The 19,708-nt window shown below is 66.2% G+C and carries 19 protein-coding genes and 1 pseudogene; 9 read left to right on the plus strand and 11 right to left on the minus strand.

Annotated features, from left to right (window positions below; translation table 11 throughout):
• Positions 1-337: 337 nt before the first annotated feature.
• From AMPC_RS08700 to AMPC_RS08710, 4 genes and pseudogenes are all read left to right on the plus strand, one after another.
• Positions 338-1,105 carry a hypothetical protein gene (locus AMPC_RS08700; RefSeq protein ID WP_248345752.1) on the plus strand — a complete coding sequence of 256 codons (768 nt, stop codon included), beginning with the start codon at positions 338-340 and terminating at the stop codon, positions 1,103-1,105.
• A gap of 25 nt (positions 1,106-1,130) precedes the next feature.
• Positions 1,131-1,892 carry a hypothetical protein gene (locus AMPC_RS08705; protein WP_248345753.1) on the plus strand — a complete coding sequence of 254 codons (762 nt, stop codon included), beginning with the start codon at positions 1,131-1,133 and terminating at the stop codon, positions 1,890-1,892.
• A 37-nt stretch (positions 1,893-1,929) separates the two neighbouring features.
• Positions 1,930-2,574: pseudogene (locus tag AMPC_RS20590) on the plus strand (TOTE conflict system archaeo-eukaryotic primase domain-containing protein); the annotation flags it as partial.
• An 82-nt stretch (positions 2,575-2,656) separates the two neighbouring features.
• Positions 2,657-4,393 carry a DEAD/DEAH box helicase gene (locus tag AMPC_RS08710; RefSeq protein WP_248345754.1) on the plus strand — a complete coding sequence of 579 codons (1,737 nt, stop codon included), beginning with the start codon at positions 2,657-2,659 and terminating at the stop codon, positions 4,391-4,393.
• A gap of 694 nt (positions 4,394-5,087) precedes the next feature.
• Here the strand turns inward: AMPC_RS08710 and AMPC_RS08715 are convergent.
• A complete protein-coding gene (locus AMPC_RS08715) occupies positions 5,088-5,378 on the minus strand; it encodes a hypothetical protein (RefSeq protein ID WP_248345755.1) in 291 nt (96 codons plus the stop codon).
• 209 nt (positions 5,379-5,587) lie between these two features.
• Between AMPC_RS08715 and AMPC_RS08720 the strand changes: the two genes are divergently transcribed.
• Both AMPC_RS08720 and AMPC_RS20595 read left to right on the plus strand, forming a co-directional pair.
• Positions 5,588-6,016 carry a hypothetical protein gene (locus AMPC_RS08720; protein ID WP_248345756.1) on the plus strand — a complete coding sequence of 143 codons (429 nt, stop codon included), beginning with the start codon at positions 5,588-5,590 and terminating at the stop codon, positions 6,014-6,016.
• A 268-nt stretch (positions 6,017-6,284) separates the two neighbouring features.
• A complete protein-coding gene (locus AMPC_RS20595; protein ID WP_404800638.1) occupies positions 6,285-6,431 on the plus strand; it encodes a helix-turn-helix domain-containing protein in 147 nt (48 codons plus the stop codon).
• A 181-nt stretch (positions 6,432-6,612) separates the two neighbouring features.
• On the opposite strand, the gene AMPC_RS08725 is transcribed toward AMPC_RS20595, so the two are convergent.
• Positions 6,613-9,234 (minus strand): DEAD/DEAH box helicase, encoded by a 2,622-nt coding sequence (locus tag AMPC_RS08725; protein WP_248345757.1) that lies wholly within the window; start codon positions 9,232-9,234, stop codon positions 6,613-6,615.
• A complete protein-coding gene (locus AMPC_RS08730) occupies positions 9,231-10,199 on the minus strand; it encodes a HamA C-terminal domain-containing protein (RefSeq protein ID WP_248345758.1) in 969 nt (322 codons plus the stop codon). Before AMPC_RS08730 ends, AMPC_RS08725 begins: the two co-directional genes overlap by 4 nt.
• A gap of 539 nt (positions 10,200-10,738) precedes the next feature.
• On the opposite strand from AMPC_RS08730, the gene AMPC_RS08735 reads away from it, so the two are divergent.
• Positions 10,739-10,996 (plus strand): hypothetical protein, encoded by a 258-nt coding sequence (locus tag AMPC_RS08735; protein WP_248345759.1) that lies wholly within the window; start codon positions 10,739-10,741, stop codon positions 10,994-10,996.
• Between the two features lie 329 nt (positions 10,997-11,325).
• Here the strand turns inward: AMPC_RS08735 and AMPC_RS08740 are convergent, their stop codons facing one another.
• The 6 genes from AMPC_RS08740 to AMPC_RS08765 all read right to left on the minus strand — a co-directional run bounded on the left by AMPC_RS08740 (position 11,326) and on the right by AMPC_RS08765 (position 16,941).
• A complete protein-coding gene (locus AMPC_RS08740) occupies positions 11,326-11,520 on the minus strand; it encodes a hypothetical protein (protein WP_248345760.1) in 195 nt (64 codons plus the stop codon).
• An 18-nt stretch (positions 11,521-11,538) separates the two neighbouring features.
• On the minus strand, positions 11,539-12,366 hold the full coding sequence (locus AMPC_RS08745) for an EcsC family protein (protein ID WP_248345761.1): 828 nt from the start codon (positions 12,364-12,366) through the stop codon (positions 11,539-11,541).
• 118 nt (positions 12,367-12,484) lie between these two features.
• Positions 12,485-13,474, minus strand: coding sequence for a hypothetical protein (locus AMPC_RS08750; protein ID WP_248345762.1), 990 nt, complete (start codon positions 13,472-13,474; stop codon positions 12,485-12,487).
• Positions 13,475-13,486: 12 nt separating this feature from the next.
• Complete coding sequence (locus AMPC_RS08755; protein WP_248345763.1) at positions 13,487-14,725, minus strand: MBL fold metallo-hydrolase; 1,239 nt, start codon at positions 14,723-14,725, stop codon at positions 13,487-13,489.
• Positions 14,725-15,198 (minus strand): hypothetical protein, encoded by a 474-nt coding sequence (locus AMPC_RS08760; RefSeq protein ID WP_248345764.1) that lies wholly within the window; start codon positions 15,196-15,198, stop codon positions 14,725-14,727. Before AMPC_RS08760 ends, AMPC_RS08755 begins: the two co-directional genes overlap by 1 nt.
• Positions 15,199-15,966: 768 nt before the next feature.
• Positions 15,967-16,941, minus strand: a complete 975-nt coding sequence (locus tag AMPC_RS08765; protein ID WP_248345765.1) for a helix-turn-helix transcriptional regulator — start codon at positions 16,939-16,941, stop codon at positions 15,967-15,969.
• A 163-nt stretch (positions 16,942-17,104) separates the two neighbouring features.
• Here AMPC_RS08765 and AMPC_RS08770 point away from each other — a divergent pair, with 163 nt between their 5' ends.
• Both AMPC_RS08770 and AMPC_RS08775 read left to right on the plus strand, forming a co-directional pair.
• On the plus strand, positions 17,105-17,323 hold the full coding sequence (locus tag AMPC_RS08770; protein WP_248345766.1) for an HTH domain-containing protein: 219 nt from the start codon (positions 17,105-17,107) through the stop codon (positions 17,321-17,323).
• A 1-nt stretch (position 17,324) separates the two neighbouring features.
• Positions 17,325-17,948, plus strand: a complete 624-nt coding sequence (locus AMPC_RS08775) for a metallophosphoesterase family protein (protein WP_248345767.1) — start codon at positions 17,325-17,327, stop codon at positions 17,946-17,948.
• A 25-nt stretch (positions 17,949-17,973) separates the two neighbouring features.
• Here the strand turns inward: AMPC_RS08775 and dnaB are convergent, their stop codons facing one another.
• Together dnaB and AMPC_RS20430 are read right to left on the minus strand one after the other, a co-directional pair.
• Positions 17,974-19,326 (minus strand): replicative DNA helicase, encoded by a 1,353-nt coding sequence (dnaB, locus tag AMPC_RS08780; protein ID WP_248345768.1) that lies wholly within the window; start codon positions 19,324-19,326, stop codon positions 17,974-17,976.
• Positions 19,327-19,499: 173 nt separating this feature from the next.
• A complete protein-coding gene (locus AMPC_RS20430; RefSeq protein ID WP_256466147.1) occupies positions 19,500-19,631 on the minus strand; it encodes a hypothetical protein in 132 nt (43 codons plus the stop codon).
• Positions 19,632-19,708 lie beyond the last annotated feature (77 nt).

Here is a 19,708-nt window from a genome sequence, read left to right on the forward strand (position 1 = left end):
TCCCTTGCGTCCGTCCGTTCCAGCCAGTACGCTGTTCCACGTCATGCGGAACACGATACATCCCGGAACAGATGCATCATCTCCCTGGCCGTTAGGTCGGCTCAAGGAGCGCTTGCCACGGACCTGGACGCTCTCTTCCGCCCCAAGAGCTTCCGCCCGCGCCGGGACGGAATACATCGTCCTGCGTGGGCCCGACGGGCAACAGGCGACGATGGCTGTCATGGCGCGAGCCCGTCTCGAGCCCCGGGACGTGGCCGCGGCCGTGAAGGCCGCTCGCGCCAGCGGCTACTCTGGAACCGAACTACTCGTGACGGCTCCCTTCCTCAGTGCGAGAGCCATGGAACTCCTCCGGGCCGAGAACGCAAGCTACATCGACCGGACGGGAAACCTGCGCCTCTCCCTGTCCAGCCCCGCGGTCTTCATCGAGACGCAGGGCGCACAGAAGGATCCGGCCGCCACCGTGCGCCCCATCGGCTCTCTCAAGGGACCCGCTGCCGGACGGGTCGTGCGGGCCCTGTGCGACTACCGGCCGCCGTTCGGCGTGAGGGAACTGGCCAAGCGTTCGCAGACGCCGCTCGGCTCGGTCTCGCGCGCCGTTGCGTTCGTAGAGAAGGAAGCCCTCCTGACTCGCGAGCCGCGCGGTCCCGTCCTTTCCGTCGACTGGTCCGGCCTCATCCGTCGCTGGACTCAGGAGTATTCGCTGACCGGTTCCAACGAGGCGCTCAGCTTCCTCGAGCCGCGTGGGCTCGAGGGGCTCCTCGCCAAGCTCAAGAAGGTCGCCTCACGCTACTCGGTCACCGGCTCGCTCGCCGCTGGCATCCGCACCTCGACCGCCCTCTCCCGCCTCGGCGTGGTGTTCGTGGAAGACATCGAGGTCGCCGCCTCCGAACTCGGCTTGAAACAGAGCGAACGGGGAGCGAACGTCATGCTGGTCCGCCCGTTCGACCCGGTGGTGTTCGAGCGGGGAGCAGTCGTCGAAGGAGTCCGATACACATGCGCGAGCCAGGTCGCCGCCGACCTCTTGACCAGTCCCGGCCGTGGCCCCGCCGAGGGCGAGGAGCTGCTTCGCTGGATGCAGGAGCACCGTGATGAGTGGGGAGCCTGAGGTCTACCAGCAGGCACGCCGCATCTTGCTCGACGCGCTCGAAGCGCTCGGGGAGCAGCGCAGTGCGATCGTCCTCGTCGGCGCGCAGGCGGTGTACCTGCACACCGGCGACGCCGACATCGCGGTCGCGCCCTACACGACGGATGCGGACGTGGCGATCGATCCGGCGCAACTCGGCGCCAGCCCCCTCATCGAGGCGGCGATGCGCGGGGGAGGGTTCCACCCCGGAGCGAACCCCGGCTCGTGGATCAAGGAAGACATCGCCTTTGACCTGATGGTTCCGGCCGCGCTCGCCGGTGGCGGCCGACGCGGGGCCGACCTCGGCGTTCACGGATGCCGCGCAGCGCGCAAGGCCCGCGGACTCGAGGGTGCGCTGGTGGACAAAGAGGCCCACGAGGTGGCCGCTCTCGCGCAGGGGGATCTGCGGCGGTTCACCATCCTCGTGGCCGGGCCCGGCGCCCTGCTCGTGGCGAAGCTCCACAAGATCGCCGAGCGAGTCGGAGCTCCCAGCCGAACGGAGGACAAAGACGCGCTCGACGTACTCCGGCTCCTTCGCTCGGTCGAGGCCGATCGCCTGGGCAGGCGGGTCCGACTGCTCCTCGAGAGCCCGCTGGCCGGCGAGACGGCCAGCGAGGCGATTTCTCACTTCAAGAGCCTGTTCGGCACGCCTGAGTCGCCCGGCTCGAACATGGCCGCGAGGGCGGTCGCAGGGCTCGACGACCCGGACACGATCCGGGCCTCCTGTGCGGCGCTCGCTGAGGAACTGCTGACAGCGCTCGCCCAATGAGAGCCTGCACGTCCTCCGCCCGATGCGACATCGCGTGATGACGACCGTGCGCCAGGATCTTGCGAAGGAACTGGCTCGGCTCGAGGCCCGGCTCGCCGCCGTCGATGCCGAAGGCGCGGCTCTCCGTGAGCAGATCCAGAGGTTGCGTGACGCACTCTCGGCTGCCGAGCCGGTGGTGGCCGCGGCCGTCCCGACGGCAACGGTCGCCGGGGCAAAGGTTCCCGCGACCGCCTCAGAGAAGGTTACTCTCTTCTCCTCCCTCTTCCGCGGGCGCGCAGATGTCTATCCGCGCTTCTGGTCGAACGAAAGAAAGGGCACCAAGGGCTACTCCCCCCGGTGCCTCAACGAGTGGGACCGACCCCTCTGCCAGAAGCCCAAGACGAAGTGCAGCGAGTGCCTCCACCAGGATTTCGAGCCGGTCTCTTCGCAGGTCATCCAGGATCACCTCCTCGGGCGACACGTGATCGGCATCTATCCCCTCCTCCGGGGCGAAAGCTGCCACCTCCTCGCCGTGGATTTCGACAAGGGCTCTTGGGCCGACGACGTCGGCGCCTTCGCGGAGACCTGCCGGGCGACAGGGATCTCAGTCGCGGTCGAGCGCTCCCGGTCGGGTGCCGGTGCGCATGCATGGTTCTTCTTCGAGGAGCCGGTTCCGGCCGCCCTCGCGCGCCGGCTCGGCTGTTACCTGCTCACGGAAACCATGTCCCGCCGTCCCCAGATCGGGATGGATTCGTACGACCGGGCTCTTCCCGAACCAGGACACCATGCCGCGCGGCGGGTTCGGCAACCTGATCGCGCTCCCGCTTCAGCGAGAGGCGAGGAAGCACCACAACACCGAGTTCCTGGACGAGGCGCTCCAGCCGTTCGCGAACCAGTGGGCATTCCTCGCGGCGTTGCCTCGCATCCCTGGGACGACCGTGGAACTCGTCGCCCGGGAGGCCCACCACCAGGGCCGCGTGCTCGGAGTCCGCTTCGCCGCCGTCGAAGAAGATGACTTTCCTTGGGCGCGCTCGCCATCCGGCCGCCCTCCCCCCACGAGCATCGGCGCGCCACTATCAGCACCGGTACGCCTCGTACGCGGGGAGCGCCTCTTCGTTGAGAAGCATGGGATGCCTGCTGGCCTACTCACCGAACTCCGCCGCCTCGCCGCATTCCAGAACCCGGAGTTCTACAAGAAGCAGGCGATGCGGCTCTCCACCAACGGAACGCCGCGCGTCCTCACCTGCGCGGAGGACCCCGGCCCGTTCCTGAGCCTGCCGCGCGGATGCGAGCAAGACGTCGCGTCACTCCTCCGCGAGTGGGGCGGCGGGCTCACAGTCGAGGACCAGCGCAGTTCCGGAAGTCCTCTGGATGTCGAGTTCCGCGGCGAGCTCTCCGACGTCCAGGCTCGCGCCACCGCGGCCGTCCTCCCCCACGATATCGGCATCGTCGTTGCGCCCCCGGGCACCGGCAAGACCGTCCTGGGCGCAGCGCTCGTGGCGAAGCGCGGCGTGAGCACGCTGGTGCTCGTGCATCGAAAGCCCCTGCTCGAGCAGTGGGTCGCCCAGCTATCGGAGTTCCTCGACATCGCCAGGAAGGAGATCGGAGTCGTTGGCGGCGGCAAGCGGCGCCCGACGGGCCGCCTTGACGTCGCGATGATCCAGAGCCTGGTCCAGAAGGGCGTCGTGGACGACCTCGTGGCCTCCTACGGTCACGTGATTGTGGACGAGTGCCACCATGTCTCGGCGAGCTCATTCGAAGGCGTCCTCTCGGAGGTCAAGGCGCGGTACGTCCTCGGCCTCACCGCCACGCCGAGGCGCCGCGACGGGCACGACCCCATCATCGAGATGCAACTCGGCCCGGTGCGGTTCACGGTCACCGCCAAGGCAGCGGCGCAGGCCCGGGGCTTGGCGCACCGCCTCGTCATCAGCGATACCGGATTCTCGTCCGTGTGGAAGCCAGGCGACGCCGTTCAGGATCTTTACGCCTCGATGGCGAAGGACGAAGCCAGGAACGCCCTCATCATCGACGACGTCCTTGCAGCGCTCGAGCAGGATCGCTCCCCGATCGTGCTCACCGAGCGCCGCGACCACCTCGAGTATCTGGTGGAGAAGTTGACCCCCTCCACCCCGAACCTCGTCGCCCTCCACGGCGGCCTCTCCGCGAAGCAGCGCCGCGAGGCGCTGGCCCGATTGGCGGCGATTCCGGCGGAGGTCGAGCGACTGGTCATCGCCACCGGACGTTACGTCGGTGAGGGCTTCGACGACCCGCGCCTCGACACGCTGGTGCTCGCCTTGCCGGTGGCATGGCGCGGCACCGTCGTCCAGTACGCTGGCCGGCTCCACCGTACCCACGCAGGGAAGACCGAGGTCCGCATTCACGACTACCGCGACGGCGCGGTGCCAGTGCTGGTCAGGATGCTGGACAAGAGACTCCGGGCGTACCGGGCGATCGGCTATGAGGCTGACTTCGCCGTCCCCTCGCCGACCCGCGGCGAGCACACCATCGAGTACGACGAGTAGTCGAACGGGGTCATCGGCAGAAGCGGGGCCGGCGATATTGGCGCTCGACGTCGGAGCTCGTCCTCAATCAGCGGCTCTTCGAGGATCTCCTCCCACTCCCCCGTGCCGGCCGACCTCGGCGTCGGCCGCTAGCTCGCACTGCAGCACAACTGCCTCGGTATCGACCTCCACGGTCGGCTCACGCGCAAGCATTTCCAGCACGAACCCGCAGGTCCGCCTGGCACTCCGGGCGCTACGGTAGGAAACCGGCCGGCCAGCGGCACGTCGGTGCCAGTGCAAACGGCGAGGTGATGCTGGGGAGTACCTCCTTCGCCCAGGAAGACAGGATCCAGGGTCGCGCACGGAGCGAGCCGCCGCCGGAACCCGCCGATTTCCTTGAGCCGGCGAAGTAGATCTTGCCCTGAAAGTGGAGCGGCCGCTGGGGCTCTCAACAAAAACCCCAGCGGCCGCGGGCGCTTAGAAATCGGGGAGACAGGATTTGAACGGACAGTGACCACGGTTCTTTAACAGGCGAGGGCGCTTCACTTTCTCCGGATTCGCCCGTGGACACGGTCATTTCAGCGCTCCCCTCCCCGTCTCGACCCTCCGCCGCATTCCCCTCGGATCCTCCTCCGGCGTGGAGCAGGCATGGAGCAGGCTCCGCGGGACGAAACAGCCAGAGACGGCGGCGGACAAACCTAGACGCCCCGGTCGCCTACCTCCGCCAGAGCTGGTCGAATCGGGACAGCATGGTCTCGAGGTCGAACGCGGGCGCATCGGCGCGCAGGACGGCTGGCAGATCGAGAGCCAGGCCCGCCTCCACCTTGCGACGTCGGTTCGCGTCCAGGGCGAACGATCTGCCCTGACGCGCGAGCGGGCCGGCATTCCACTCGGCGGTTTCGGCCGGACGAGCAGCGGCGTCCTTGAGGACTGCGGTAATCTCCTGGACATCCCGCCGAAGGCCCCTGATTTCCTCGATGGCCGCTCGCCAGAGGTCCTGCGCCATTCTGTCCATGCCGAACCTCCCGGTGCATTCTAATATCAGGCGTCCTGAACTACCCTGACGCGTAAGTGGCTCAAACTTCCCCGGTGACTCGATCCTCGACCTGACGAAGGTCGTAAGGAGCCAAGCGGAGCCGCCGCGAACTGGAGGAAGCTGTGAAGTCTAAGAGGGACGCCAGGGCCATCAGGGCATCGAACAGGTCGGTATACGAGTTGGCCCACGACTACGACCAGCGCGCAGAAATGCCCGTGACGCCCGAAGAGGCGGCCCGGGCCGGCCGCGACGCTCTCGTCGTCGCCCGCCAGCTTCTCGCGGCGCACGTCAAGGCGCCCTCGAATACGGGCAAGATGCGGCTCAGGGCTGCGGCCGCTCTCATCTGGCTGGCACTCCTGAGCGCCTGTCAGGTCGTCATCCTTCGCCGGAGCAACCGGGATAGACCGGATGGCGGACCCAAAGATGTCGAGGACGCGATGGACCTTGCGCGCACGAAACGAGAACGCGACGCCGCGTGGAACGCCCACACGGCCATGTCGGCCCTCTACGTCCAGGGATTCAGTAGAGAAGACATCGACCCGAGGCGGATCACCTACTGGCTAAGAACCGCACAGGCGGCGCTTCGCGCCGTAGCCCGCGGCAGCTGAACGAGAGAGTCGAGCGGAAGGCAGCTGCGTAGGGCGTCGCGGAGGCCATAGTAACCAACTTAGAACCTGCAGCCCCTTGGTCCCGAAAAGTGCATGAGGGCGTCCGATACGGTCGGCCCGCCTCGGATGGCGTCGGAAGTAGCCGATTTTGTTGAGATCGACTCTGGCGCCGGATCCGATACAGCCGGCCCAAAATGGATACGTTGTGCCAGCCTTAGGCACAATCCAGGCACACTGGAACCCGAGTACGTCACCCTCGTTTTCGACTGTGCCGCAGGTCGCAGCGCTGCTCCAGGTCTGCCGCGCGACCGTCCACAAGCTGATCGATCGCGGCGATCTGCAGCACGTGAGGGTGTCGGGAGCCATCAGGGTGCCGGTTCGGGCTCTGAGGGCCTACCTCGAGCGTCGGAAGTGACTCGAGTCGCAGGTTCGAATTCGAATCGGGGGTCCGCAACTGCCCTCGCAGATCCCCGCTCCTGAGCCGCTCTCACTGTTCGTGCCGAGGTTGCGCCTCGGAGCGCGCGGTTCTGACCGCGGTGGCGCTGGAAGCGCCCGCATTCTGTAGCGAGGCGTTCCGGTCACTGGCGCGGATCCCGTTACGCCGACACCTTCACCCGCTCGATCTCTCGTACGAAGATGGGAGATAGACCGACTCGGTCCCAAGGTTCGGCAGCCAGCCACTTCTTCGCTTCCACCCGCGTCATGTCCTGGTTGACGCTGCGCTGGGCGACAACGCTCGCAGTCGTTCGCGACAAGCCTAGGCCGACAAGGTTCACCATCGTCTTCGATGCTGCACCGAGCTCCAAGAACAGAGGGAGCGCCGGGATGCGCTCGACAAGAGAGGCGTGCCCCGTCCGCTGGAATGCGGCGGCTAGAAGGTCGGTGTAGCAGGCCGTGTACTTCACCAGCCGAAAGCGCAGCTCGTTTTCGATGTCTTCGAGTACGTCCCGAATGACTGTTGGAACATTAAACCCGCGCTTTGCCTTCTTCTCTCGGAACTTGATCGCGCCGTCGATCATCTCCGGGAGCGGAGTCCCCCGCATCCACCGCAGAGCGAAAGGAGCGAAATAGGTGTGCGACTTGTCGTCTCGCCGTTTCTTCTCGAAATAATTATGTATGCGCTTGATGATGGCGATCAGGCCCTGATGCGCCTCATCCCACTGCCTCAGTGGGTGGACAGGCATGTACCGCTCAGGGCCGTTTGTGCTGATGCCGTCCAATAGGTACTCGAACATCTCTTGCTGCCGGAACACAGACACCGTGATGTGCTTGTGCGTGATCTCGACGGGGACGGTCATGGCTACCGCAACTTTCGTCACGGCACTGGCGATTCGGTTCCGCACTGGTTGCGCTTCCAAGTCCGGGAACACACGGTCGAGCGCCGCGGCAAGCCCCCCTTGGCGGGCCGCGTTGACGAGCTTCACGAATGCGCCTTCTGCGCCTTGGTGCTTACCTGATGGATGGTCGCGGTCTTGAATGAATTCCAGCAACTGATCCGTCTTCGTCTTTAGCGTGCTCTCGAACGAGGGCGTAACGATCTCGTCGCGGTCTCCGTTCAGGGGTTTGCCCTTCCATCTTGCGTAGTCAATAAGATGGACGTGCCCGGCGAATTCTCGCCCCATCCGGCCGGCTCGGCCCGCTAGGTTCCAAAAATCTAGCGCCGAAACAGGTTCATCTTCGGCGGATCCCCACTCTCTTCCCTTCGTGGGATTGTAGAGGAAGAGATTCTTGGCGGGGAGATTCACGCCGTGAAGCAGCGTGCTCGTACACACCAAGACATCGAGCTTCGACTCATCGAAGTAGTCTTCGACCGTTCGCCGTATGATGGCTGGCATGTTGCCATAGTGGAACCCGACTCCGGCTCGGACCGCGTCAGCAAGTGGATACTGCGCATGAACGTGGGCTTGAACGAAATCCGCAAACTCATCTCGGGCCTTCTGAAGCTCCAACGTCGCAGGCTTTCCATAAGTCTGTGTGAGTTGCCGAAGCATGCCAGCGAGCTTCTCGCACCCCGCCTTGCCGCTCGCGTACACAAGGCTCTTGTTCCCTCCCCCGAAGAAGTAGGTAATGGCAGCGAGCGTCTGTTCCTCCCCGAGCAATTGGAGTGGCAGCTTTCTAATCCCCAACGACTCGCGGACGCCACGCAACTCCGTGCTAACCGAAACTTCATCAGTGCGAACCGCGTCGGTATCGAGGAAGAGCAGGTGCTGCGCTACAGGCCGCTCGGGCGGTGCCAGCGCGACTACGTCTGCTCGCTGGAACACTCTTCCGAAGACGGCCGGATTCTTCGTGTGCGGAGAACCGAACAGGAGCTGCATATTCGGTGCGCGCGCCAACATCTCCTCGATCACCGTCTGAAGAATTACTCCGCGAGATGGCTCCGAGATGAGGTGAGCTTCGTCGATGACCGCCAAGTCGAAGCGCAACTTGGGCGCAGCTTCGAGCAAAATCTGAAGGCGTTCCTGAGTGACAACGTAGATCCCTGCGTCGATCCCTAGCTCCACTGGCGCCACAGGCACGGTGACAACGGGCAGAACGGCAGCATGTATCGCCGCGGCCGTGTCGAGCAGATCCGAAGAGACCTCGTTCACTAGCGCCCGGGTAGGAACGACATAGACCCCCCATCTGCCACTTCCCGGCGCCAGGGATGTAACGAGATACCGACCCAGCGCGTATGACTTCCCGGCGGAGGTCGGGGCAGAGACGGCAGCGGATTGGCCATCACGAAGAACCCGCCACAGATCACGCTGAAAATCCGTCAATGTCAGCTTCATACCGTCCGCGACCTGAACGGAGTTGGTTTGTGCATGGCCCTCCAGCTCGAGCCACGCAGGCAGCGGCATGTTCTTTCCCCGCGCCTTGGCCGGCACGCCTTTGAGAAGGAAGTCAGCAGCGGGAAAGTTTCCGAGCCGTCCGAAGACGAAGTGAACGAGATCTCGGAGTGGTCCCGATACTGCTTCGTTCCGACAGTGGACGGTCCAGGCAGCGATACAAATTCGGTACGCGGACTCTCTTAGCGCGATGTCAGACGAGGCGGCGAAAATCGCCGCGCTTTGAAGAAGACGCCCCAGGGCTGCTTCATCAACCCCGTTGCGTTGCCCTTCCGCCACTTGGCCGGCGCCACGCACTTCGATGGCAATCGCGGCCCGCTCCAATGAGCGGTACTCCGCATGGAACTGAGCGCGGCCCCATACCTGCCGACATAGCTCCTCGATCACCGAATTACCCCGAGCTGCCGCAGGAACGCCTTCCGGAGAGCGAGCACGCTCGGGACCGGCAGCAAGAAGAGATGCACTGACAGATGATCTAGCTTCGCTGCACTGAGTTTCGCGGCGAACGCCTTGCACGCCTCGGCCGCTGCTTCTTTGTATCGCGCGACAAGCACTGCATCACGCTTATCTGCTGGGACCTTCGCCAAACCATCGAATAGGCGCTTATGATCGTACGACACCAGACAAGCGTAGGTCTCTTCGCGCTGGTTGGAGCATTCGTCGTATGGGTCGAAGTACTGCAACAAGGCTTTGCGGAGCGCTTCGTCCGTCACGTTCAGGTGCGCTCGAATGATGTCGATCTCGCGCCCGCGCTGCGTCTGTCCCTGTTCTTCTTTGACGAACTTGGCAAGAGAGTCGCACACGCTGGACAGCGCACCGTTCAGGTTCTTCTTCAGCTTTGACTCACCCCAGAGGATCCGAAGGGTTGCAGCGCGAGAACCGACAGTCGCGTGAATGCTGTCCGCGCCATGCAGATGCATCGAGGTGCTGGTCTTCAGGTACATCTTGCACGCGATCTGGGGTGCCCCGACAACCCCCTCGAGGAAGACGAACAGGATTAGTTCGCCCGGTTCGCCTGTACTCTTGCGACTCTTCTTGGCCTTTACGAACAGATTGCGCGCTTGATCAACCAACTCGGCCAGATATCGATGATCGCGCGTGGCGTCATACTGCTGTTCCAGCCGCTCACGCTCGGAGCGCGGCACACAGAACGGTATCGCATGGTAGTAGAGAAACGTTGCAAGCTCCTCCAACGCCCACGCTCCGTCCGCCGCGAGAGCCGGATAGAAGAAGGTCCCTGCGACGTTGATGTGTGGTTCTTTCCACTCGTACGCGACCTGGCGAAAGCGCACGCCAAGTCCATCGTATTTCCCGTGGATAGCTGCGCGAAGTTGTTCCGCCAGCTCCGCCATCTCGTCTGGATACACCATCGGAGCAGATCCGTCCAAAATTGCTGCTCCCCAACGAGCGTAGTCTAGCGACCCACCGTAAACCGGCACACTCGCACCTTCTGTAAGCGCGGACGCCAGAACATGAAGGCTCACCGCTCGCGAACACCCGGCGACGGGCTCGCAGCTGCACCGCCCAGGAGTCCCAGTTCGCTTGAAGCCCGGGGGGGCCGCGGCCCTAGGGTCGCCGGTCCCCTCGCGCTAGACGAAGCGCGCCCGCCGCCGGCGTTTCATGCCTACCGTGCAGCGGACGGCGAGGTGCGCTCCCCAGGGCCGGGGGGCAGCGGCGCGCGGGCACCTCGCGGTCGCGCACTCGCGGGCGAACGACCTCGACTCGGTCCAGTGGGCTGGCGCCGCGACGCACCGGGGCCACCCTGTACCTAGGTGCCCGGGAGGAACGGGAGCAACCGACGTCCTCGGCGCGACAGCAAGACGACCGCTTCGCTGTCACCACTACGGCTGCAGCGACGCTGGGCTCGCTGTGGTCGCGGGGAGCGCTCGCGGTGAACGCGACGTTCGTCCGAGAGGTCGAGCCAGGCAGGCTCGCCGCGCGAACGTTCGAGCGCGGTGTGGGCGAGACCCGCTCCTGCGGCACGGGCGCGATCGCCGCGGTCCTCGCCGTCGCAGCCCGGCAGACCGCGGACGGCGCGTGGTGCCACCGGGTCGAGTTTACGTCGGGTGAGGCCCTCACGGTACGGCATTGTGCGGACCTCGCCGCCTTCGAGCTGACCGGCAGGATGCTGCGCCTTGGTCAGCGCTGAGGGCGGGAGGCTGCGTGGGGAACGTGAGCGAGGGTCGCAAAGCCAGCCGCGCGCCAGCCCCGGGGCGACCACGTCCCCCTGCTTCGCTCGCTGCCGCTCCTCGAGCTCGCACGCCGCGTGCTACGTCGCCGTGCGCCCGACTGGACTTGATCAAGCCCAGAGTTTCCTCGCCGCCGTCCATGTCGCCTGCCTCTGGATGTGGCTCGTCGATTGAGGACCACCCCTAGGCCGCCCGGGCTGCTCGCATTGGCTCCCTTCGCCACCCGCCAGGGGTGCCCCGGATCGTTCGCGCGAGGAGCGCCCTCGCTTCGGGCGTGAGGGGCATGCGCTTAGGAGACGATCAGCGTCGGGAGTTGGTTGCCCGAGCCGACGATACGGCCCGTGTGGTCGCGGGTCTTGTCGTCCTTCGGATCGTACGTGCCGCGCAGCCTGCCGCTCGCGTCGCGGCCCTCGAACTTTCCGTTCCCGACCTGCTTTACCTTCCCGAGCATTCGCCCGGTTCTGTCACGGAGCACCTGTTCCATCGAGCATCCTCCCGTTGTTCACGCCGCGCGAGCGGCGAGCTTCCCATGATCCTCGAGCCATCGCTTCTGAAATGACCGCCGCGCCGCCCAACCGACCTCCTTCAGCCACCAGCCGTTTGCAGACCCGCCCACGACCGCGCCGACCGCGGGCACGACCTGGAGAGCCTTACGCTTCGTAAGGTTCACGCCGAGCTGCTTCGCGAGATTGCGAAGCGCGATCAGGGCGCCTTCCTTGCTGACCTGAGTCGCCGCGACCTTCTCCGACATCGCTTTCCAGGTCTGGCGGACCAAGATGACGCGGAGCTCCCGAAGAAACGCGAGTGCCGCCACCTTCTCCTTCACGGAGTTCGCGCCTGAGGCCGAGAGCACCGCGTACACAAACTGCGCGTCCCCCTCGTCCTTGCACTCGTAGCCGTAGCAGAGACCGATCTTGTGGATCGTCCTCAGCGCGATAGTGATCACGACCGGCACATCGATAACCATTCCGGGAAGGCCGGTCGCGCCAGTGCCCGCTCCCTCGCCCGTGGCGAGAGTAATGGCCCAATTGTGGACCTCGTTCGCAAGCTCGTCGAGGCGCTCCAGCGGTAGCTGCTTCAGCTCAGCCAGACTCGATACCTGCGCGTCGCGCAGAAGATCGTCCGAGTCGGCCAGGAACTTGGCGGCCGAGTTGCTGAAATCGAGCGCACCGCGGATCGCTGCTTCAGGAATGGCCTTCTGGGCAAGCCACGCGAGTGGCGCGGTCACGAAACCTAGCGCCTTAGAAACGACCCCTGGCTCTTCGCGCTCCCATTGCTCGATGCGCTCGAGCTGCTCCGCTTCGTAATCCGTCAACCTCTGCCCGCTCATGTTGTCTCCCCCTCCGTTGCTTTCGTCGTGGTCTTGACCCGCCCCCAGAAAACTAGACGGATCTGAAGGCCAGTTCTCTATGCCCGATAAACTCAAGCATACCGAATCTCCGTGAGCGTCAGGGAGCAAGCGTCTTAGTCACGTTGCGGAGGCGCATGTCCGTCTCCGTTGCGACCCACACCTCAAGGTCATGTAAGGGCGCGCCGGCGGACTTCGCTGCTCGAATGGCCTTGTCGAGAAGGCCAGCGGCGCCCCACACCGGCGACGCCGCCTTCGGCGCCCCGACGACGAGTAGCGGGATGCACTTCGGGTTCGTCCTCACGCGCGGGAACAGAGAGGAGAGAAGGCCGATTCGCTGCCTCTGCTCGATCATGGCGTTCAGGTTGCCGACGGTGTCACGGTCCTGCGCCAGGAGCTCCTGCCAGAGGGCAACGTAGCCTCCGACCTGAACTGGGCCGTAGTAGATCCCCGCCCCGTTTGACCCGTGCTTTACTTCGATGATCCCTAAGTCACCCGTCGGCAGGACGGCAAGGAAGTCGGGAGAAGCGCCGGGGTCCACGCCTTGAACAGCGTTGCGCTGGCGGGGCATCTCTTCAGCCATCGCAGCCTTCCACGGCGCCCGCTTGGCGGCGAGCCACTGCTGGATCTTCCTATCGACCCCCTCCGGCTGCGCTTCCCGGTCGAGGACGGCCCAGGGCTCATGAAGTCCCAGGAATCCGCGTCGCGCAAGCCACGCCTGCCAAGTACCTTCTTTCACCCATGCCGCGTCAACATTGACGGCGCCGAAGAAGGAATACCAAGCGTCAAGGTGTGTGGGCAGATCGTCGTTGGAGAAGGTTCCGAAGACTCCGGCTCCGGCCTGCTTCACATAGGTCGCTGCGGCCGACGCACGAAGCTTCCCCGCAGAGGTCTGGCGGATGTCGAGGACCTTCGTCGCGCCGGCGTAGACAGTTACGAGGTCACCGAGGCGGAGCTGAGCGTCGAGGACCACTGGCGGTCGGGTGGGGACGCTCCCCAGGGCTCCGGGACTGCCCAGGAACCGGCGCAGCGCTTCACTCTGAAGGATAAATCGCTCGAACCGCTCGGTGATCCGCCGGTCATACTTCACGTTTCCCCCCTTTCAAATGTGCCACCACTCCCCATCCCGCCGCATCTCGACGCGCGGGAACAGCGAAGCGTACCTTGCTGGCTCCGCCGTGTGGATCGGAATCACGCGCTCCGGGACCACCGCCTCGACGAGCCGCTGCAAGTCCCGGACGTACGCGTGCCCGGAGACGTGGAATACCTCGAGCGGAACCCCGTGGGCATCTAGGTCCTGCCTCATCCGCAGCTCCGATGACTCCCCGAGGTAGCCGCGCCACATCGACCAGATCGCCAGCGCGCCATCCAGCGCGCCGGCGCGGTCGAGCTCCCGAAGCATCGAAGGCCGGAACATGAGCACGAGCCCTGGAGCTCGTGGCGCCAGGTCCTCCGGGAAGATGCGCCAAGGGCGGACACCGTTCGTGCGGTGAAACGCCGCCGCCTCCTTCACGTGAACGAGCTCGTTCAAGCGACAGAAGACCTCGAGCCCGTCGGTTCCAGGCAACGGGATGCCCGGCGCCCCGGCAGCCCGTGCGAGGGTGGCCGTGTAGAGGTCTACCACCAGCGTGCGGCTTGCCTCCCGCGCAGCCTCGTACATGGTTCGAAGCCGGTCCAGGTTCTGGGACGACCATGACGCGAGGACGAGGCCCGGCCACTCTCGGAAGCGGCTTGCGAGCTTCTGGCGCAGCTGTTCCTCGCCGGGCCCCTCCCCTTCTCGACCATCGCCTATCTGCGTCCCCTCCATCATCAGGGCGTGGACACTCCTCGGTGGATCGCGCAGGAGCCGCGCGAACGGCTCCCTGTCGTTCCCGTGGGCCCGGAAGTCACCCGTGTAGAACAGGCGTCGGCCATCCGCCTCCACAAGCAGCGCGAAGGCATCAAAGGCACTGTGCTCGACCTGGTAGGGCGTGATGTGGAACGGCCCGATGTCGAACGGTTGCCGGTCCAACAGCGACCAGCGCGGCTTCGGGAGAGACGGGCGCCCGGTGAAGAACTCCGCCTGGCGCAGGATGTCGGCCGCGACAGGCCCCATCGCCAGCGGGACTTCTGGACTCGTGTAGGGGACAAGTCCGCAGTGGTCGCCATGTAGGTGCGAAATGACTACCCCGAGCAAGCTCGGATCACCTCCCCGCAGCCCAGGAACGTCGGGGAGCGGTACTTCGCCCTCCTCTGCGTCGAGAGGCATCCCGAGATCGAGGAGGATCCGAGAACCGTGGCACTCGAGTTCGACGCAGCTACCGCCGACCTGGGCGGCGCCACGGTGGATGCGGACCTTCACTACCAGTCCTCCAGCAACTCATCCGGCTTCCACCAGTCCAGCCCAAGGTCGAAGAGCTCCGTTTTGCGGGCATGGCAGCCGACGATTGCGGGGGCAAGCGTCCGCACGACCTCCGCCACGACCTCACGGCACGCTCGCCTTAGATCCTCGTCAATCTTCTCGAAGACTGGCCTGTGGCGACCCTCGAAGTCGGCAACCAGAGGGTGCGGTCGGCCCTCCATGTGCAGAACGAACGGAGCCCCGACAAGCGCGTGCTTGTCGACGGCGCTCTGCGCAGCGCTCCGGAGTTGCCACGCGACGCCGTCTGGGAGCGAGGCTCCCGCATCCTTCAGGGAGAAGCTGAGCAGTTTCTCCAAGAGCTCGACGCGCTTGCCCCACCACGCTCCCGCATTCGGAAGGTAGCTATACTCATGCCGCGCGAGGTAGGCATCCACGAGGGCCAGGTAGTCGAGCTCGACGTCGAGCACGTCCACCCAGCGCTTGCCCGCCGGCGGAGACAGGGGCTCCAGCCCCTGTCCTTCCGCGCCTCCGGAGACAGTGGGCCGCCCTTCTCATCGTAGACGCGGGCGTCACCCCAATCGAGATCCCTTGGCGGTCCTGACATACTGAGAGACTACCGTCGAGTCGGACACGCTCGGTCGATCAGCCGCGCGAGGAGGTCACTTACCGCGTCCGGCACCTGTCGCGCCTCTAGCTCAATGACGAGCATCCCAATGGCGGCGCTGGTCGATTGAGCCGACTCCTCCCTCGCCGGATCGAGCGACTGCCACCGGCGTGCCCAGCGTCGGACCTCGCTCGAGATCCACGCGTCGAGAAGCCGAAGGTCGTTGAACCCGAGCACCTCACGGAGCGCAGGCCCTTCGCCCGCGTAGTACGTGGCGACAGCCACCCGCGCGCCCGGGCAGAGGGCGACGAGCGCGGCGTCGGTTGGGCTCCTCGCATCGAGCCCGCGGACGAGCTCCCCGAGCAGCGTCCTAACGCCGACCTCCTCGCGAGCGACGCGTGCGTCCGACGCAGGACGGAGCGAGCGATCCAGGGAGCTTCCTCCGCCATCACTTGTCTTGCTTTCGCTCGACCTTCACGCGACGAGGCGCTGCATACAGCGCGCCAGCGGCCCCGCTTGGTGGGCGTGAACCCCCTCGCGACGACCACGCCGATCCGGGCGCGGCTTTCGCGAGCTCGCGCAGATACGCCAGCACTGCGGATACCACCAGCGGCTTCACAGGTATGGGCCGGCCGAATCAGCCCCCTCCCGAGTACCGGGCAACCAGCTCGCGTCCGAGGGCCGCCAGTTCTCGCCGTAGCTTCTTCGGCGCCAGGACTTCGACCCCCTCCCGCCAGTTGGCCACCCAGCTCGTCACCTCGTACGACTCGCCGCAGGTGAACCGCAGTTCCACTTCGCCGCCGCGTAGCTCCCTCAGCTCCTGGCTGGGGTGCCATACTCGTTCCCGGATGAACGGAGCCACGGTCTGGTCGAAGCGCAGCACATACGTGGTCGGCCCGTCTCCCGGGTAGATGCTGAACGCCGGCTCGGCCCACTTCGCCGGGTCGAAGCCGGCCGGCACCTTGCCCACGCGCCCCGTCACCTCGAGGTGCTCGAGCCGGTGGAGGTTCAGCGTCCCGACTTCCCGATGGCCCTGAAACTGGCAGAGCAGGTACGCGGCCCGGTCGTGCACGAACAGCCGGAGGGGAAGCACTTCATAGCTACGCGCCTCGCCGCCCCCTGACGCCGCGTGGTACCGGACCCGGCAGATCCGGCGCTCCTCGATGGCCTTCACGAGCGGCCAGAGGTGCTCCTTGCCGGCGCTCCGATACGCGTGCTTGTCCCAGGAGATGAAGCAGCGCTCGATCGCGGCGAGCTGTCCCCTGCCCCTCGGTCCGACGGCCCGCTCGATCTTCCCGGCCAGGTCCTCGAGCGCTCCGTAGAGCCCGGTCTCGCGCGCGAGCGCGCCGGCGTCGTTCATTGCGACGCGCAGCGCGAGGTAGTGGCTCGCGTCGAGCAGGGCAGCGAGATCGCCGCGTTGGTCGCGACCGGGCTCGAGGCGCCAGCGCATCCTCTTGCCGTCGGGAGACGGCTCACGGGCGAGGGGCAGGCCCGCCGCCTCGAGCGCCCCGAGATCGCGGCGGATGGTGCGCACAGTCGCGCCGTAGCGCTCCGCGAGCTCATAGAGCTCCACTCCGTCGAGCCGGGACAGGTCGCGGAGGATGTTGAGCACCCGCTCGAGCTGGGCGTTTCGGCCCCTGGCGATCGGCTTCCCCCTCATAGGCGCAAGCATATCCAGGCCTCGGACAACGGTGACCCATTACGTCACGGCTTGCCCCTAGGCTCTCCTCGCGGTGCGTCGGCGGAGTGGTCGTCGCCGAAGCCTCGCCCGGATCATGGACGCATTCGCTCGCAGGATCGCCCTCTGGAGAATTCTGGCCCACGCGCCGGAGCCGGTGCTCGTGCGCGCGCTCGCCGAGCGGCTTGGGGTATCCAAGCACACGGTCCAGCGCGATCTCGACGCGCTGACCCGCGCCGGCGTACCGGTCCAGGAGAAGCGCGCCGGCCAGGCGATCCGCTATGTCATCCGCGAACCATTCCGCGAGACCCCTTGAGATGAAGCTTCGACTCCTCTGCTTCTCGGACCTGCACCGGGATCTCGGCGCCGCCCAGGCGCTCTCCCGAACCGGGCTCGTGGGTGGCTTCGACCTCCTCCTCTGCGCCGGCGACCTCGCGGTCGATGGCGCGCACGAGCCGGGGTTGACCACCCTCCTCTCTCGAGCCGGCACCGAGATCCTTGCGGTCCCGGGGAACCACGACGGCGAAGGTTACCCCGCAGAGCTGGCGGCCGCCGGCTGGACGGACCTCCACGACCAACTCCTTCAGCGGGGGCAGTGGTGGTTCGCCGGATTCGGCCTGGTGGGCTCGCCTCCCGGCACGGGCGAGGAGCCGGCAGATGCGGACCGCATGCTGTCCCTCCTGCGCCGCGCCGAGGCCGTGCCCAAGGACCGGCTCGTGCTCGTGACTCACCTCCCGCCGGCGGGCACGCTCGCCGCACGGGACCGCCGCTTCGTCGACCGAGGGAGCGCGCTGCTCGCTGAGTGGGTCGCCCGGCACCAGCCGGCCGCGCTCGTCTGCGGACACGTCCACCATCCGGAGCCGGTGGTGGACAGGATCGGCGGGACCGTCGTGGTCCTCGGCGGTCCGCGGGGTCACGCGCTCACCTGCCAGGCGCCGTGAGGGGCGTCGGGGAGCAGGCCCTGCCCTATGGACCTCCCTTGCTCTGGCGCTGATTCTCCACGAACTTGGTCTGCGGCCGGAAGAAGACAAGGTCGATGGTCCCGGGCGGCCCCTGGCGCTGCTTCGCGATGATGAGCTGGAGCTCCTCCACGTCGCCCCTCGGCCGCTCCTCCTTGTCGTCGTCGCCCGGCCGGTGCAGGAACATCACGATGTCCGCGTCCTGCTCGATGGCGCCCGACTCGCGAAGATCGGAGAGCATCGGCTGCTCGTTCTTTCCCTTGCGCTTCTCGACTCCGCGGTTGAGCTGAGAAAGGGCAACCACTGGCACCTGGAGCTCCTTGGCGAGCCCTTTGAGTGAGCGGCTGATGGTGGCGATCTCCTGCTCGCGCGACTGGGTGGCGCGGTCGCTCGGGGCGTGCATGAGCTGGAGGTAGTCCACGACCACGAGGTCGAGCCCGGACTCCCGTTTGATCTTCCGGCACTTGGCCCGGAGCTCGACCGGGCTCAAGAGGAAGCTGTCGTCGAGCCAGAAGCGGGAGGTCCCGATCCGCTCGGCGTGCAGGCCGATCTTGTCCCAGTCGTCCTTCCCGAGCATCTGCTGCCGCACCTTGAGCAGATCGAGCTTCGCCTCGGCTGCGAGGACGCGCAGCGCGAGTTGCTCCGACGGCATCTCGAGCGAGAAGAAGGCCACCCGCTTCTCACAGCGCACCGCCGCATGGGTGGCGATGGTGAGCGCGAGCGCGGTCTTTCCCACCGAGGGCCGCGCCGCCAGGATGACGAGGGCCCCAGGCTGGAGCCCGAGGGTGTTCCGGTCGAGCGTGGGGAGGCCAGTCGGGACGCCTGTAATGGTCGACCCGCCGGCCAGCACCCGCCGCTGCGCTGCGTCGAGCTCCTCGACCGCTCGGACCAGTGGGTGCTTGATTTCGCTAAGCGTGTCGAGGTTCGCGCCCTGGGCGGCGCCGAAGATCTCCTGCTGCGCCGCTTCCAGGAACGGTTGAACCGCGGCCCCCGAGGAGTACCCCTTCTCCACCACCCGCTGGGCGGTGAGCATCATCTTCCTGAGCCGCGAGAGGTCCTGCACCACGCGGGCGTAGTGGGTGACGTTGCCTGCAGTGCCGAGCGCCCGGAAGAGACTTGGGACGAGGTCGGGCGGAACGGTGCGCCCGAGCAGTCCCTTCGCCTCGAGCCGCTGGTTCACGATCACCGGATCGAGGGTGTGCGCTTCCTTGGAGAGCTCCAGGCAGGTGGCAAACACCTGCTGGTGCGCGAGGAGATGGAAGTCGTCCGCGCCGATCATCGGCGAAACGAGATCGATGGCGGTCTCGTCGATGAGCAACGCTCCCAGCACGGCCTGCTCCGCCTCCAGGCTGTGGGGCATCTCGCGGTCGCCGTGAGCCTGGCGCCGGGTCTTGAATCGAGAAGGAGCGGACTGTTCGTCGGGCATGGAGCGCACGCGGCTCGCCGAAGAGGAGGAGGGCTCCATTCAACGCCGGAACCGCGTCGGATCCCGGCGCGGTCCACTCGTTGCGCAAGGGCGGACCGGCTGACGGCTCACGCCTCTTCCCGCCTCATCAGCCCCCCGCACTCGGGGCAGCGCTTCGTCGCAGCGGGCGCGAAGTTGGTGAGCTCCACGTGTCCGCAGGTGGTGCGAACGCAGACGTACATCCACTTCACCTTCGACATGGCGTCCTCCTCAGCCAGCCTCCGAGCGCCGGGGACTGACCCTCATCACAGCATCGGGCCCGGACGGACCTGGACCG

It is taken from the genome of Anaeromyxobacter paludicola, from assembly GCF_023169965.1.
In the GTDB taxonomy this organism is placed as follows: Bacteria; Myxococcota; Myxococcia; order Myxococcales; family Anaeromyxobacteraceae; genus Anaeromyxobacter_B; species Anaeromyxobacter_B paludicola.